Source organism: Nostoc sp. (genome assembly GCF_036919495.1).
Taxonomy (GTDB): domain Bacteria; phylum Cyanobacteriota; class Cyanobacteriia; order Cyanobacteriales; family Nostocaceae; genus Nostoc.
The window spans coordinates 1-15735 of the sequence record NZ_JBALBZ010000085.1; the positions used below are offsets into that span (position 1 = coordinate 1).

Genomic DNA, 15735 nt, shown 5'->3' on the forward strand with positions numbered 1-15735 from the left:
ACTCTCAGAAGCCCAAGGGCCATGAAAGTTAAAAGTAACTGGTACTCCCTTTGGTAAAATATCTAAAATAGGAAAGCTATATAATGCAAAGTGCAAATTAATAGCATCTGGTTTGCTTGTTCTTGTTTTCTGGAAATTAGTGCGAATAGACCATAATCTTTGCCAAATAGCACTGTCGGGACTCGCTAAATTAGTCAGCTTAATCGGCGAATTTGTTTCCATCTTTGGTAGACCGACTCCGCATAATTCAACCTGGTCTTTATTTGCAGCTAATTTATGAGTAAGTTCATAAAGATACCTTTCTAATCCTCCGGGATTTTTGGGAAACCAGCCCAATCCAAGGGTGAGAATAGATGCAGATGACGAAGCAAAATTTTCTGGTTTCTTTTCCACTGATATATCTCCTATAAATATATTAAAACAGGCGCACATCTATGCGCTCCTTCATCTGTATCTAAACCTGAATCATTAAAATTTACGAATATACATTACCAATAAGATTTTTTGTATAGAACACTAATTTATAAACTATTTATATGTCAACGTCAACAAGGAATGAAACCTGTGTTTTTATTAACTAAACAACACTGACATAGATATATATGATACCTTCCAATCTAGAAAGTTGAATACTATATAGGGAGAGAGGAAAGCTGATATAAAGTAATAAACTTTAAATTACTTTGTATTAATTTTTACCATTAGCATTAAATAACAAGTAAAGATTAATACATAAAATATATTAGCTGAAAATTCAAAGAATCAGGTGAGCTTTATAAAGCTTATGTAAAACTTACTATAAAATGTTATGTCTATGCATAGCCTGTATCTTAGCCACTTCAAAATAGTTATATTTTTTGCGGATTACCGAAAAACCTATTGTATATAAATAATTAAAAGCTTAAAAAGTATATGAAAAATAAATTACTGGCGCAGTTAATAAAACTCCGTCACCAACTCAACCAGCACCTCGAAAAAATATTTAAGATTAGATATATACAAAAAAGTAAAACTTTTAATTTTTTACTCAGTCTGACTGTTGGAGTAATTGTTACTACTCTTGGAATTACAACAGACTGGGCGACAACAGGAACACGCACGCTTATCTACAAAACATCGTCGATAAGTAATACTATTGGCAGTGAGAATCTGTCGATACAAAAACATACCGAAACACCCACACTTATACACAAAGAAATCTCGCTAAATAATACTATTGCCAGTGAGAATCTGCTAGTACAAAGCAATACGGGAATATCCACACCTACCTATAAAACATCGTGGATAGGTAACACGATTGGCAGTGGAAATCTGCGGGTACAAAACAATATTGAGGCAATGTATGTTGCCCCTGATGGCACAGTTTATACTAACAGCCATTGGGATGAGGCGGGAATGGAAGCAGCCATCTATAAGGATGGTAAGGTTGTTGCTGCTATTGGGGATACTCACGGCTGGAGTCGTGGTGGTGGCATAGCTGTAACAGCGAATAGTAAATATATTTACATTGCCATGACTCAGGGATCGAAGGGTAAAACCAATGAAGATTACCCAGCAGAAGGAACAACTTGGCATTGCGTTAGACGCTATGATTTGTCGGGAAAGCCTGCGCCTTTTCCTAAAGGGCGTGGCTGGGATAAAAGTATGTTAATTACCAGTACTAAAAGTGAAGTCACTGGATTAGCAACTGTGGAAAACGAGTTGTATGTGAGTGATTTTGCTGCTAATAAGATTCGTGTCTATGATACTGATACGATCAAGGAACTCCGCAGCTTTACCGTTGCTAATCCCGGAGCAATAACTATTGATCCACAAAAAAATCTGTGGATTATTCAAAATAAAAATGGTAGTAAACCTACCAAGATTTTACATTATTCCCAAAGTGGAAAGCAATTACCCCAACAGATTGCAGATATTGTTGAACCAACTGCGATCGCAATTGATCATCAAGGTAAGCTATTGGTGGCAGAAAATGGGCCACGTCAGCAAATGTTGATTTATGACATCAAAGATCAGCCGACGCAGGTGGGTAGTTTTGGTTCTAAAGGCGGTATCTATGCAGGAGTTGCCGGTGAAGTTCGAGATTTGAAACTTTATGGACTTACCGGAGTTGGTGCAGATGCTTCAGGCAATATCTATATAAATAGTAATGGTTTCAATAAATCAGGCACAGATTTGCGGAAATTTTCGCCATCGGGAAAACTAATGTGGCGATCGCTGGGATTGATATTCGTCGATAATGCAGATGCAGATCCTAAAACTGATGGTGTAGATTTATTCACCAAACAAGAACACTATCTCATGGATTACAGTAAGCCTGCTGGTAAGCAATGGACTTACAAAGCCTACACCTTAAATCCTTTCAAATATCCTCAAGATCCCCGTCTGCATACATCGCCAGATGGAACCTTTGTTCGCCGCATCCAAGGGAAGCCGTTTTTATTCCTCACAGATATGTATAACAGCTTTCTGCAAATATATCGTTTCAATCCAGCCACAGATGGTAAAATAGCTATCCCAGCCGGAATGTTTGTCGGTAGCAATGGCGCAGATAAACCATTTCTCAAGGGAAATTGGCCACCGAATCAACCAAAACAAGGGGAATGGATCTGGCGCGATCGCAACGGAAATGGCAAATTTGAAAACAACGAATATGATACCAGCAAAGATTATCCTTATATCGGCGGCTGGTGGGTAGACAGCAAAGGAGATGTTTGGAAAGCTTTGCGAACAGAAGATGGCATCCGACACTATCCTTTACAGGGAATAGATGCTAAAGGCAACCCCATCTACAGTTATAGTTCGATAGAAAAGCAAACTACTCCCAAAATATTTAACGATTTACGGCGAATCGAATATTTCCCCCAAGCAGATACTATGTATTTGTCAGGCTTTACAGGAGATCACCCTGCATTTGGTGACGATACTGGAGTTGCTGGATCTGAGATTGCCCGTTTTGACAATTGGAGTAAAGGAAATCGTACTCCCCGTTGGCGGATTGTGATTCCCTACGACACTAACGGTAAACGCGAAGTGTCTACGGCGGCTATAAGTGTGGCGGGAGACTATGTATTTGCCGTGACAGTTAAAACCGCAGAGGTATATGTTTACAATACCAAGACAGGAGCGCAAGTACAACAGTTAAAACCAGGCCCAGAAGTTGGCAGCGAAAGTGGCTGGATTGATATACCCTACGGTATCCGCGCTTTTCGTCGTTCCAATGGTGAGCATCTGGTATTTGTGGAAGAAAATTGGAAAGGAAAAGTAATTATCTATCGGCTGCCGGGGTAAGCGTTTAATATCGTGTGCGCTTAAAAAAGTTTAGGGAATAAGCTATAGCAATCCTATCTGATTTGTAAAAATTCGCGGTGTCCAGATCCACGACTTATCAAAAAAATCGAAGAGCTAACTTTTCACGAATAATTGAGGATTGCTATAACCATATTTCCAGATTTAGTATTCCCAGATATATTAAGTTTTTTATAAACAAAAGTAAAAATTTACAACGGAATTTCAATGATAAATTCTGTATCCTGTATCTGTGTGGAAATGCAGCTTAACTGACCCCTATCTTTTTCTACCATAATCGAATAGCTAGTTAATAATCCCAAGCCTGTAGCACTACCTACTGATTAAACTATCTCTTGTTGTTTTTGACTTAGATGCATTGCAATTCCTTTCTCATAGTAAGCTGCTTCATTAATAAAAATAGGATAAACAGTAGACTCTCCTTCATAGAAAATGTCTTTTCCTTCAAAAGTTATAAACATTGGATCGCCTGGATTCAAAGGTTCATAATCCCTAAACTGGAGGTGAGGGTGAATCATGGCTTTAATCTCACCACAATTGCTTCTCGGATAATCGACAGATTTAATGTATTGATAGAATGTAAGCGTATTGTTTATCTGCGGAATATTCCCTTGGCTGCAACCCTCAAAATAGTCTAAAATTCCATAGATAAGCTGCTCTGTTTGCTGAAATAATTCTGCGTTTAAGATATTCTGAGCCACAGCACCAACTTCTATAACAAAACCCAACTCGCACAAAGAACGGAGAAATCCACCTTCTCTAGATTGTTGATTAACAAAAACCTTTACCATCGGATTTATAGAACTTAAATAAGCGCCTAACCGTAGTAAAAAAGGATGCATATCGCAAAAAATTAGACTTAAACCCATATTGGCAGTTGTGCTGTGCAAATCAACAATTACATCTACAAAGGGCTGATTTTGCGGTTGCAATATCTGTTGGATTGCTTTTGCCCGCGTATCTTCATAACTTGAGAGTTGAGGATTTTGTAAGCCTTGATTAGTAAAGCAACGATTTAAATCTTTGTCAATGTATCGTTTGCCTTCTTCAATAGCTTTGAGATTACCAAGTAATGCCAGAGTTTCAAAACTTGCTCTGTCGATTAAATTTGGATACTGCTGAAACTTTTTGACAAGATGTACTCCTGTTAACTCATTACCGTGGTTTCCTCCAACGATCGCAACTCGTTCAATCTGACTCATAACAACCTCATCTCTAAAAAACTACCCTACAGTTATTGAGAATAGTGCAAGATACAAGATAGAAGTATACCTGCTACTGACTAAATCTTGTAAAAGGCTGACGCGATGTCTACGACGGGCTATGACGCTCCTGCGTCGCTAACGCTACGCTATCGGCGTCGCTCCATATTAGAGCCAAAATATGATAACTGTTAAGCTGTTGGTTTTAGCACAAAAGGGGAGGAAATTTATGGAGTATAATTTTCAAGCGCTCGCTGAACTTTACAAAAACGCTCTCCTCAACGATGTCCTCCCCTTTTGGGAAAAATATTCTCTCGATTGGCAGCAAGGCGGCTATTTCACCTGTCTCGATCGCTACGGCAAAATTTATGATGCCGACAAATTCATTTGGCTGCAAAACCGCCAGGTGTGGACTTTTTCGATGCTTTACAACCAGCTAGAAAAACGCGAAAACTGGTTAAAAATTGCTAGCAATGGCGCTAATTTTCTTGCTCAACATGGCAGAGATAGTGATGGTAACTGGTACTTTGCCCTCACCAGTGAAGGGAAACCACTGGTTGAGCCTTACAATATCTTTTCTGACTGCTTTGCAGCAATGGCATTTAGTCAATATGCACTCGCTGGCGGTGAAGAATGGGCAAAGGATGTGGCGATGCAGGCTTATAATAACGTATTACGCCGTAAGGACAATCCCAAGGGCAAATATAATAAAACCTATCTCAGCACACGCCCGATGAAATCGTTGGCTGTACCAATGATTTTAGCCAACTTGACTCTAGAAATGGAATGGTTGCTGCCAAAGGAAACGTTAGAGAATGTCTTAGCTGAGACAGTCCGCGAAGTGATGAGCGATTTTCTCGACCAAGAACGGGGGTTAATGTACGAAAATATTACCCCTGACGGTTCTCACATAGATTCTTTTGAGGGAAGGCTGATTAATCCAGGCCACGGTATCGAAGCTATGTGGTTCATCATGGACATCGCCCATCGCCAAAACGACACCAAAACTATTAACCAAGCCGTTGATGTCGTGCTAAATATCCTGAATTTTGCTTGGGATAGCGAGTACGGCGGATTGTATTACTTTATGGATGCAGATGGTCATCCCCCACAACAATTGGAATGGGATCAAAAGCTGTGGTGGGTTCACCTAGAATCTTTGGTTGCATTAGCAATGGGTTATCGCTTGAGTGGGCGTGAGGAGTGCTGGGAATGGTATCAAAAAATGCACGATTACACCTGGTCACACTTTGCTGATTTAGAATACGGTGAGTGGTTTGGCTACCTCAATCGGCGTGGAGAAGTATTATTGAACCTTAAAGGTGGCAAATGGAAAGGATGTTTTCACGTACCGCGTGCATTGTACCTTTGTTGGCAGCAATTTGAGGCATTGTGATGCCTGCGGCGGTAAACAACGCACTCAGTTTAATCTTCAGGGAAAACGCATCTTATTTTTTATGCTCAAACAATTATTTGATGGCGTAGACTATACAACCGATCCACTTTGGATAGTCAAGTCATACTTTAATGCAATAGAGGGTATTTCTTTCCCTGATGCATTAAATTATCTTCTTGAAGGTACTGGTTATGGTAGTGAATATGCCATGTGTGAATTTCCTTGCGAAGATGAGGATGATATGTTTGAAGGAGTTCGTTTTTGTTTTCTGGATAAAGATGAAATAATAGTTTCTCAGGAGATATTCAAAAAATATCTCAAAATAGCGGCTGAAAGGTACATTGAACTTAATCCAGAAAGGGCAGATGAGGTTCAAAATGTACTCAAAAAATTATCTTAATAGCACTGAAAACTTCAAGACTTGTTAAATTAAGCAACAAATAAAATTTAGCAGATAGAAATTCAATTAATACCTTCAAAGTCAGTTTTAAATCAATTATAAATTACGATTATTTAGAAATTGTGAAATATATTGAGATGCCATTTCTGGCTGTTCAACTTGAGGGGCATGACCACAATTTTTGAGTTTTATTAATTTAGAATTGGCAATGGATTGCTGAAATTTTTCTGCATCTTCAGGTGGGAGCATTTCATCAGCTTCTCCCCATAAAAGTTAAGAAAACGCAATCTTAACCCCACTGAACATTTACTACACTCCGTACCCAAAAGCTTTACAAATAATAGATTTGCCCTAATCAAGCGTGCCATTTAGATATAAACTTTAATGCTTAACTGATAAAGTTAGCTGTGCTTCCCTGCACTAAATCTATACTCTAATTAACGTGTCATTCAAACCCTATGAGCTGCGAACATTTAGATAGTCTGACTACGGAGACTCTGATTTCTAAAGCAAACTACCCAGTATTTCGTTGTGAAGAGTGTATCCTAATAAACAGTCACTGGGTGCATCTCCGTATTTGTCAAAGTTGCGGCAAGATGCTGTGCTGTGATTCTTCTCCTCATCAACATGCCCGACAGCATTATCAGGAAACTGGACATTCAGTAATTAGCTCGGCTGAGTTAGGAGAACAGTGGTTATGGTGTTTTTTGGATGAACAGGCAAAAAACTATTAAAGTGAGGTAAACACAGGAGCAAAAGAGTGCAGAGGAACTGGAGACACTGCGCCAAGGGAAACCGCTACTTGATGATTATTACTTTTGCTATTTCTTAATAAAAGAGACATCTCCGAAAATGATTGTAGAGATGTTGCATTGCAACGTCTCTACAAGGGTTTCAGGTAACGCATAATTAATTTCTGGAGATGTCAAAGGTATTGAATGCTATATTTCCTTTATTTACAAAGGATAGCCAAATATTGCAAACATAAATCAAAGTTACACAACTGTTGTCAAAAGCTGAAAAAGGGTTGCCTTTTTAATTGCAGCATAGCTTAAAATGAGATTTTAGACTATTCACCCTAAATTAAATAATTTAATTAAAAATATCATCTTAAAGAAGATATTTCAATATTTCCAAAGACTGATGAACAAGTGTTAATTCTCATAGTTAATTGAAATTACTTAATTTAATATCAGGAGTGGTTATTGTGGAAAGTAATAGTAAACAACTCATAATTATTGGCGGAGCCGAAGATAAAAAGGAAGATTGTCAAATCCTACGCGAGTTTGTACGACGCGCTGGGGGTACGAAGGCAAAAATAGTAATTCTGACAGCAGCCACAGAACTACCTAAAGAGGTTGGAGAAAATTATATTAGAGTATTTGAACGGTTAGGATGTGAAGATGCTCGGATTGTTGATACAGAAACTCGTGATGATGCATCTTCGTCTAGTGCATTAGAAGCTGTCAGCAAAGCTACAGGAGTATTTTTTACTGGAGGAGATCAAGCTCGAATTACAAGCGTTATTAAAAATACTGAACTTGACAGAGTTATTCATAAGCGTTTTGCTGAAGGGGCAGTTATTGCAGGCACAAGTGCAGGAGCAGCTGTAATGCCAGATAAAATGATTGTAGAAGGCGATTCTCAAACTAACCCTCGGGTGGAAATTGTAGATATGGGCCCAGGTTTAGGCTTTTTGCCTGGAGTAGTAATTGACCAACATTTTTTACAGCGTGGACGCTTGGGACGCTTAATTTCAGCTTTGATACAAGAGCCTGCTGACTTAGGATTTGGTATTGATGAAAATACAGCGATGGTAGTTACTGATAAACAAGTTGAGATCATTGGTGAAGGTTCAGTCACAATTGTCGATGTAGAGGCCACATATAACAATAGGGACGAAATTTTAAAGGATGAGTCTTTAGCGATTTGTGGAGCAAAGCTTCATGTCTTACCGCGTGGCTACAAATTTGATTTGAAAACCCGCCAACCAATCTTAAATAATGGTTCTATGCCAAATGTGACTGTATTAGTAGGTTCAGCAAATAGTTAACTATACATCTGGTGAAAATGAATGTAGAGACGTAGCAGTGCTACGTCTCTACAAGGAAGGGTTCTAGATAACGCATATTTAATTTCTGGAGATGTCTTATCCTTTAATGAAATTATTGACGACAAAAATAACTCTAGCCAAATGGCTAATAAAATTGCACTTTATCAAGCTTTTTTAAAGCAAAAAATAATGAGCTAATATGTAATGTTTGCAGCAGAATACCTTTATCGATACCTTCAATGAGCTTTTTTAAAGGCAATAAAACTACATCAATTTGTTCGGTAAGGTCTAACTTTAAATCAGCTACACATTCCACATCTGTTGCTAAAAAACAATGGGTTAAATTGGTATGAGTCGCTGGATTGGGTGATAATATACCAGTTTCAATAAAATGATTGCTAGTGTAACCAGTCTCTTCCAATAATTCGCGTTTTGCAGCTTCCATTGGTAAAACATCTTCAGTTTCTACAGCACCACTAGGTAATTCTATAATTGTTTGTTTCAGACCGTGGCGATATTGCTTTACTAAAATAACTTCCTGATTTTTGGTTAAAGCTACAACATTTACCCATGTTGGATATTCAAGAACATAATAGGGGTCAACTATTGTTCCATTAGGCATTTGGCAAGTATCAGACCGTACTGAAATCCATCTATCTTTTACTAGATATTTAGATTTTAATACAATCCAATCAAATGGAGTTACCATATTTAAACCTCTATTCAACCTGTGTTACAGGAATTATTTTTTATGAGTTTAAATCACCTAAAGCTAGTATTATGACCACTCACTATTTTCTCTGGCAGCTAATATCTAACTAAAATACTATAGCAGTCCTAAATCATTTGTGAAAATTATATATCTCTTTTTTATTTCTTACCTTTGCGCCCAAAGCCAATACTTTGCGGTTCATTTTATTATTTATATTTTTCACGAATAAAATAGGACTGCTATAGTCATACTTTAGAAACTCACACTGGCAATAATGAAACATGGGCTGAAACTACCTTCCATCCTTCGGTAAACCTGTACCAAGTCTGGCTTTGTCGTCCGAAACGCTCTACACCATTGATGATTCGGCGAAATTCTAAAGTTACGGTTACTGCATCTTTCCCAAAGGTTACAACCTTGAGGTTCGAGATTTCTCGCTCTATTTTTGGGTTGGGTCGATTCTGGCGAAAGTTACGAACTTCCTCGCTACCATAGAGGTTTTCTGTGATTCCAAAGCGCACTACTTCGACCGCATCCCAAAACAAGCTATCCATCACCTCCAAATTGTTATTACAAAGAGCTTCTTCATACTTGAGGTACAAATGAGTTACTTCAGCGACAACAGCAGGGTCATTTATAGTAGTCATTGTTGTTACCAATTTTTGATGTTATGGCTGATTATGCACTCTTTTGAATTGTCAAAGCTATTTTTCTTTTAAGAATATCGAAGGCGTTGATAATCCCTTACAGCACACCAAGAATTGCTATGCACTGGATATTAATCGTACCGCTTAGGGCTAGCCAAGTTAGAGCTAAAGACTGAAGCATTCCTAGAATTTGGTGACGATTCCAGCGAACGGCAATGATTCCACCCAGGGGAATCAACACAAGTGTGGGAATTTGGCTGGCAAAGCCCACTAGACCTAGTAACCAAGCAGAATCGGTGAGGCGATATACTAACCAACTAGTAGCCACTTGAGTCATGGACGTACCAATCAGAGAAATTGCCTGACCTGTGTAGTACAGGCGAAAATTTCTAGAACTAAAAGCACGCAGCATGACCTGTGATTTGTTTGATGCTTCCATACATCACCCCTGAGTAGTTCCCAGTTCTTAACCGTGAATAAAAAAGTAGGCAGTCATTGTAAAGGCAACAATCATCACAAATTTCCGAATTAAGTGCGGTTCAAGTTTACGAGCATAATGGGCGCTTAAGTAACCACCAAGAGAGCCACCGACTGCCATTAAAATAGCTTGATGCCAAGCAATCACACCTGCAAAAATAAATGGAACGATCGCAATACCATTGATACAACTCCCTAAAAATGTCTTGAAAGCATTCATTTTGTGGATACTTTTGATACCTAAAAACGTTAGAGTTGCCAGCATTAAAATCCCTAAACCTGCGCCGAAGAAACCGCCATAGATTGCGATCGCTAGTTGAGCCAGTACCAAATTAAACAACGGTACAGATTCCGGTGATGTATTCTGGTTTCGACGCTGCAACCACTTTTTGAACGGTTCGCCAAAGGTAAACACAACTGTTGCTAGCAGCAATAGATAGGGAATCAGCTTTTTAAAGACATCTGGCGATGTATACAACAAAGCTATGGAGCCAATCATGCCACCAACTAAACTGACACCACATAGAAGTAAAAAATCTCGCCGCTCGATGCCCAAATCTTGACGATATGCTCCAGCACTGGCTAGGGCAGCCACCCATATAGCTGTATTATTGGTGGCGTTAGCTGCGATCGGTGGTACACCTGTAAAGATGAGAGTTGGAAAGGTGATAAAACTTCCACCACCCGCTACAGCATTTAAGCCGCCTGCAATGAAAGCGGTACTAAACAGAAGTAAGCTATGGAAAAGTGTTAAAGATGGTGGCATTATTTACGAATTATTAATTTGGGAATATCACTTGGAGAATGGGCAATCCAATCAGCACCATGAGCTTTTAATTCTTCCTCAGTTCCATAGCCATAGGTGACACCAATTGAAGCGATATGATGGCGTTTGGCTCCAATGATGTCATGTGAGCGATCGCCTATCATTACCACAGTAGAAGGTAAAAGTTTTTCTGTTAATAAAATATGGTGAATTAAGTCACCTTTTATGCTACGCGTTCCATCAAGTTCGCTACCATAAACACCATCAAAAAGCAATGATAAGCCAAAATATTCAATAATTTGTGTCGCATAAATATATGGTTTAGAAGTCGCCACAAAAGTTTTATAATCAGCAAAACCAATGGCTTTTAGGACTTCTGAAATTTGGGGATAAAGGGAGTTTTCAAATAATCCAATGGTGGCAAAGCGACGACGATAAAGTGAAATAGCTTGTTCAATTACTGTACTATCCAAGGTATTGAGTAATTGCGAAAAGCTATCTTTCAGTGGTGGGCCAATACACCAATGTAATTCATCAGCATTCGGTGGTTTGTAACCGAGTTCAGAGAGTGCATATTGAATACAACTAGTGATGCCAGGTTTAGGATCTGTCAAAGTCCCGTCTAAATCAAAAAGGATAGCGGAGAAAGGCATATCTTAATTCCCAATTCAACCCCTAATTTTGAGCGATTTCACAAAGCCTTCTGCACTAAGTAACGCGATGCCCAAGGTGACAACACCAATCCCTACACTCTGAATTACATTTAAAGTTTCGTTAATGGTTATCCATGCCACTAGCGCCGTCAATGCTGGACTACTAGAGCCAATTATAGAAGCGGTAGATGCGCCAACCATCCGAATGCCTACATTGTTTAAAGTGTGTCCGAGAAAGCTGACAAGACCCGAAAATATGCTACCAATCCATAGGGGTGTCCAATCAAGTTGGCCGCTCTTAGCTGGCCAAAACAGTAAGCTAACACCAGAAAGCAGTAGAGTGGAGGCAAAACTGATCCAAGTAAAAGGAATTGGATGGAATTTTTCTAAACATTTTTGGGCAATGATGCAATAAAAGGCATAAACAATCCCAGCGCCAAAACTAGCGAAAATACCGATCGCAATGGTATGACTGCTGTAGGTGGCAGAAGATTGGGGAATGGTGAGAGCGCTTCCCACCAGAATAATAGCCATTACCAGCCAACGGAACAATGTGGGGCGATCGCCAAAAAACCTCCAAGACAACAGTGCTGTAAATACGGGATATGTGAAGAAGAGTGTCAAGGCAATACCTGTGGGAATCAAGCCAATAGCAATGTAGAGTGAGGCAATATACACAAACATCAGTACTCCACAGCCAAGAGCTTGAATCAGAACATCCCTGCGCTTGCGGGTGAACAAGTCTTGGAGTTCTGTCCAAGCAGATGGATATAGCTTGAATGATAGAGATGCCATGAGTGGAACCACCAGCAGCATTCGCATGAACATCAGCAAGAAGGAATTCTGCAAATCCGGTTTAACGTATCCACCGAGTAAAAATAAACCTAGTACGAGATGTTCTGAAAACAAAACTCGGACAGTAACGTTGTGAAACGTCAAAACAAAGGAGGATAGAAGAACCGTCAGGATGCCCAACACGATAAAAAGTTTCCTTAGAGACGACTTGATTGTATTGTTAAAACCACTGGAATAACAAACCAGATGAAGTTTGAGGAAATCAAAGCCGTCGCTTCAAAAACACTGCCAGTTGTTCAATCAAAATTATGCCAAGGAACCGACGCCCACAGGTTCAGGAGCAGTCTTTGTAATGAACTGGTTCACCGGACGAGGCAAACCAAGATTTTCACGCAAAGTACTACCTTCATACTCAGTACGAAATATTCCTCGGCGTTGCAGTTCGGGAATTACCAAGTCCACGAATTCTTCTAAACCCCCAGGTAGCCAGGGCGGCATGATGTTAAATCCATCAGCCCCACCATTAACAAACCAATCTTCTAACTGATCGGCAATGTGTTCTGGTGTTCCGAGAATCGTTCGATGTCCCCGCGCTCCTGCAATCCACAAATATAGTTGTCGGATTGTTAAGTTCTCTCTACGAGCAAGATCGGTAATCAACTGCAAGCGGCTTTTGCCACCGTTGGTATCAGGCAGATCCGGTAGGGGCCCATCTAAGGGATATTTGGACAAATCATGGCCACCCACTAGCCCAGAAAGCAGCCCTAATCCAACCAAGGGATGAATCAACTCCTGAAGTTGCTCATATTTATCCTTAGCTTCTTGCTCAGTCTTACCAATTACCGGGAATATCCCTGGCATAATTTTGAGATGGTCAGGGGAACGTCCGTATTTAGCCAATCTCCCCTTGACACTGGTGTAGAAGGCTTGAGCTTCTGCCAATGTCTGTTGTGCAGTGAAAATCACCTCTGCTGTTTGGGCAGCTAAATCCTGTCCAGCCTCGGAAGATCCAGCTTGTACGATTACTGGATATCCCTGCGGTGGACGCGCCACATTGAGCGGGCCGCGTACCGAGAAATATTTACCCTTGTGGTGAGGAACATGCAACTTTTCTGCATCAAAGTAAATACCTGACTCCTTATTGTGAAGGAAAGCATCGTCTTCCCAACTGTCCCAAAGTTTGGTAACAACATCCACAAATTCCCTCGCCCGTTCATAGCGCAGCGAGTGTTCTAGGTGGTTTTCTTGGCTGAAATTCTGCGCTGCGGCTTCAGCAGCAGAGGTTACAAGATTCCATCCGGCACGACCACCGCTTAAATAATCTAGTGACGCAAACTTGCGGGCGAGATGAAAAGGCTCATCATAAGTTGTTGATGATGTTGCCACCAAACCGATATTTTCTGTCACCGCAGACAGAGCCGACAATAAAGTTAAAGGTTCAAAGTGGACGCTGAATTGTCCCGAACGGCTAAAAGCCTCAGCCCCTTGTCCTCTATCCCAGACAGCCAAACCATCTGCGAGGAAAAGCATATCAAATTTACCCCGTTCAGCCGTTTGTGCCAGCTGCTTATAATGTTGGAAGTTCAGACCTCCATCAGCCGGGGTGTTGGGATGCCGCCATGCTGCTACGTGATGACCACTACCGGGTAAAAATGCTCCGAGTTTAAGTTGTTTTTTTGTACTCATGTTTGTATTGGCAAGGGCGTACTTATGCTTTTTTCGTTCTCTTGTTTGGAACAAGAAAATGTTAGTTATTAAGACTCTGGTCTTGTTGCTTGGATGGAGGGTAGTTTAAAGAATTCATCGTACCAATTAGCAAGTTTTGGATATTTCTGCCGCCATTGCAGATCGGGAAGGCGGATTTCTAGTCCAAGTGCAGAGGCGAGGGTTATATGAGCAAGTTTAGAAGTTTGGTCGAGTTTATCTGATATCTTCTCGAAGTAGTCCAAAATTCTCAACGCCCGCGATCGCTCAAACTCGATCACCCCAAGAGACTGCTCGCTGAGAGGACGCCTTAACTCCCTTACCCAAACAGCAATACCATCTATGAACCCACCAGTCATACCTTCAAGTTGCTGTAAAAAGCCATTAGAAATGTCAGCAACTAGTTTAATTTCAGGATTTAAGTGATTCAGATAGACGCAAATTATACGTGTTTCACTTAAGATAAATCCGTCGTCAGTCGCTAGCGTTGGCACTTTACCTGTAGGGTTGTAATTTAGTAGGTCGCTGTTTGGATCTCGTGCAATGACTTTTTGCGTTTCGATGCGATGGCACAGATTCAATTCTATTATTGCTACCCGTGCAATGCGTGCATAGGGTGAGTTAGGTGTATAGAAGAGTTTCATGAAAAGCGCGATCGTGATTAGATACTGGCTTCAAACGTCTATCATTTTTGGATTTTAGATTTTAGATTTTTCCTTCAATCCAAAATCCAAGTTGCACTGTAAGCGCACCAAAGGTGCGACTCAAAATCTAAAATTGGTAATATCTGCTGATTTCTAATTCCTTTTATCTGCTAAACACCAGGAGTAGAGCCGCCATCAACGATAATCTCTGTTCCTGTAATCGATGCAGCAAGATCGGACACCAAAAATAACGCCAGCGCGGCAATTTCTTCTGGCTGGGCGATTCTTTTTAAAGGAATACTTTGGATGTTTTGCGCCTTTACTTGCTCAACGGTAATCCCTTGCGCTTGGGCGTTCTGCCGCGCTAAAGTCTCGGCACGCTCAGTAGCTGTAGCACCGGGCGATATGGCATTAATGCGAATATTGTACTCGGCTAACTCTTTAGAAATGCCCTTTGTAAAGTTGAGCAGAGCCGCATTGCTTGTACCACTAGCTAAAAAGTTAGGACGAGGTGTCCGTCCTGCACCGCCGACTATATTGACAATCCGTCCATCACCGCGACTTTTTTGATGGGGAACGACGGCTCTAACTAGGCGGATATAGCCCAATAATTTTAAGTTCCAAGCATCCAAAAATAAATCATCAGTGGATTCTAGGAAAGACCCAGCACGGGCTGAACCTGCATTGTTAATCAAAATATCAATCTGATTAAATTGGGCTAATGTTGTGGAGACAACTTTTTCAACATCCTCTGCTTTAGTTAAATCGGCGCTGATGGCAATAACTTTAGCGCCTGGCGTGGGTAAGGACTGGATGTCTGCTACAGCCCGATCTAAGCGTTCTTGATTGCGGGCTGCGATTGCAACATTCACACCTTCACTATAAAGTGCTTTGGCGGTGGCTAAACCAATTCCCGCACTTCCTCCGGTGACGATCGCTGTTTTACCTGATAATTTTAGTTCTAAACTCATACAACT

The 15735-nt window shown here is 40.4% G+C and carries 17 protein-coding genes; 5 read left to right on the forward strand and 12 right to left on the reverse strand.

All coding sequences use genetic code 11. The annotated features are described in order from the left end of the window. Nucleotides 1–393 (reverse strand): glycosyltransferase family 4 protein (locus V7K25_RS12155; RefSeq protein ID WP_335158196.1); only part of this gene is annotated, 393 nt, incomplete at its 3' end. A gap of 519 nt (nt 394–912) precedes the next feature. On the opposite strand from V7K25_RS12155, the gene V7K25_RS12160 reads away from it, so the two are divergent. Beyond that, nucleotides 913–3291, forward strand: coding sequence for a hypothetical protein (locus V7K25_RS12160; protein WP_335158198.1), 2379 nt, complete (start codon nt 913–915; stop codon nt 3289–3291). Nucleotides 3292–3632: 341 nt separating this feature from the next. Here V7K25_RS12160 and V7K25_RS12165 read toward each other — a convergent pair whose 3' ends face one another. Further along, entirely contained in the window at nt 3633–4511 is an 879-nt protein-coding gene (locus V7K25_RS12165; protein ID WP_335158200.1) for an aspartoacylase, read from the reverse strand. A 229-nt stretch (nt 4512–4740) separates the two neighbouring features. Here V7K25_RS12165 and V7K25_RS12170 point away from each other — a divergent pair, with 229 nt between their 5' ends. Together V7K25_RS12170 and cdiI are read left to right on the forward strand one after the other, a co-directional pair. Beyond that, nucleotides 4741–5907 (forward strand): AGE family epimerase/isomerase, encoded by a 1167-nt coding sequence (locus V7K25_RS12170; RefSeq protein ID WP_335158202.1) that lies wholly within the window; start codon nt 4741–4743, stop codon nt 5905–5907. 61 nt (nt 5908–5968) lie between these two features. After that, the gene (gene cdiI, locus V7K25_RS12175) at nt 5969–6307 is read left to right on the forward strand and encodes a ribonuclease toxin immunity protein CdiI (RefSeq protein ID WP_335158204.1); all 339 of its coding nucleotides are present in this window, start codon (nt 5969–5971) and stop codon (nt 6305–6307) included. A 96-nt stretch (nt 6308–6403) separates the two neighbouring features. Here the strand turns inward: cdiI and V7K25_RS12180 are convergent, their stop codons facing one another. Continuing rightward, a complete protein-coding gene (locus V7K25_RS12180) occupies nt 6404–6556 on the reverse strand; it encodes an alpha/beta fold hydrolase (RefSeq protein WP_335158206.1) in 153 nt (50 codons plus the stop codon). Nucleotides 6557–6765: 209 nt separating this feature from the next. On the opposite strand from V7K25_RS12180, the gene V7K25_RS12185 reads away from it, so the two are divergent. Then, nucleotides 6766–7041: a UBP-type zinc finger domain-containing protein gene (locus tag V7K25_RS12185; protein ID WP_335158208.1), complete on the forward strand. Its 276-nt coding sequence runs from the start codon at nt 6766–6768 to the stop codon at nt 7039–7041. 470 nt (nt 7042–7511) lie between these two features. Beyond that, nucleotides 7512–8360 carry a cyanophycinase gene (locus V7K25_RS12190; protein WP_335158348.1) on the forward strand — a complete coding sequence of 283 codons (849 nt, stop codon included), beginning with the start codon at nt 7512–7514 and terminating at the stop codon, nt 8358–8360. 145 nt (nt 8361–8505) lie between these two features. Here the strand turns inward: V7K25_RS12190 and V7K25_RS12195 are convergent, their stop codons facing one another. From V7K25_RS12195 to V7K25_RS12235, 9 genes are all read right to left on the reverse strand, one after another. Then, nucleotides 8506–9069 (reverse strand): NUDIX hydrolase, encoded by a 564-nt coding sequence (locus V7K25_RS12195; RefSeq protein WP_335158210.1) that lies wholly within the window; start codon nt 9067–9069, stop codon nt 8506–8508. A 263-nt stretch (nt 9070–9332) separates the two neighbouring features. Then, nucleotides 9333–9719 (reverse strand): oxalurate catabolism protein HpxZ, encoded by a 387-nt coding sequence (hpxZ, locus tag V7K25_RS12200; protein ID WP_335158212.1) that lies wholly within the window; start codon nt 9717–9719, stop codon nt 9333–9335. Between the two features lie 97 nt (nt 9720–9816). Further along, entirely contained in the window at nt 9817–10158 is a 342-nt protein-coding gene (locus tag V7K25_RS12205) for an MFS transporter (RefSeq protein ID WP_335158214.1), read from the reverse strand. Nucleotides 10159–10185: 27 nt separating this feature from the next. Then, nucleotides 10186–10962 carry a sulfite exporter TauE/SafE family protein gene (locus V7K25_RS12210; protein WP_335158216.1) on the reverse strand — a complete coding sequence of 259 codons (777 nt, stop codon included), beginning with the start codon at nt 10960–10962 and terminating at the stop codon, nt 10186–10188. After that, entirely contained in the window at nt 10962–11615 is a 654-nt protein-coding gene (locus tag V7K25_RS12215) for an HAD family hydrolase (protein ID WP_335158218.1), read from the reverse strand. Before V7K25_RS12215 ends, V7K25_RS12210 begins: the two co-directional genes overlap by 1 nt. Before the next feature lie 15 nt (nt 11616–11630). After that, nucleotides 11631–12593: a DMT family transporter gene (locus V7K25_RS12220; RefSeq protein ID WP_335158220.1), complete on the reverse strand. Its 963-nt coding sequence runs from the start codon at nt 12591–12593 to the stop codon at nt 11631–11633. Nucleotides 12594–12716: 123 nt separating this feature from the next. Further along, complete coding sequence (locus V7K25_RS12225; RefSeq protein WP_335158222.1) at nt 12717–14096, reverse strand: LLM class flavin-dependent oxidoreductase; 1380 nt, start codon at nt 14094–14096, stop codon at nt 12717–12719. Nucleotides 14097–14164: 68 nt separating this feature from the next. Continuing rightward, a complete protein-coding gene (locus tag V7K25_RS12230; protein WP_335158224.1) occupies nt 14165–14758 on the reverse strand; it encodes a glutathione S-transferase family protein in 594 nt (197 codons plus the stop codon). A gap of 170 nt (nt 14759–14928) precedes the next feature. Further along, a complete protein-coding gene (locus tag V7K25_RS12235; protein ID WP_335158226.1) occupies nt 14929–15729 on the reverse strand; it encodes an SDR family oxidoreductase in 801 nt (266 codons plus the stop codon). Nucleotides 15730–15735: the final 6 nt, after the last annotated feature.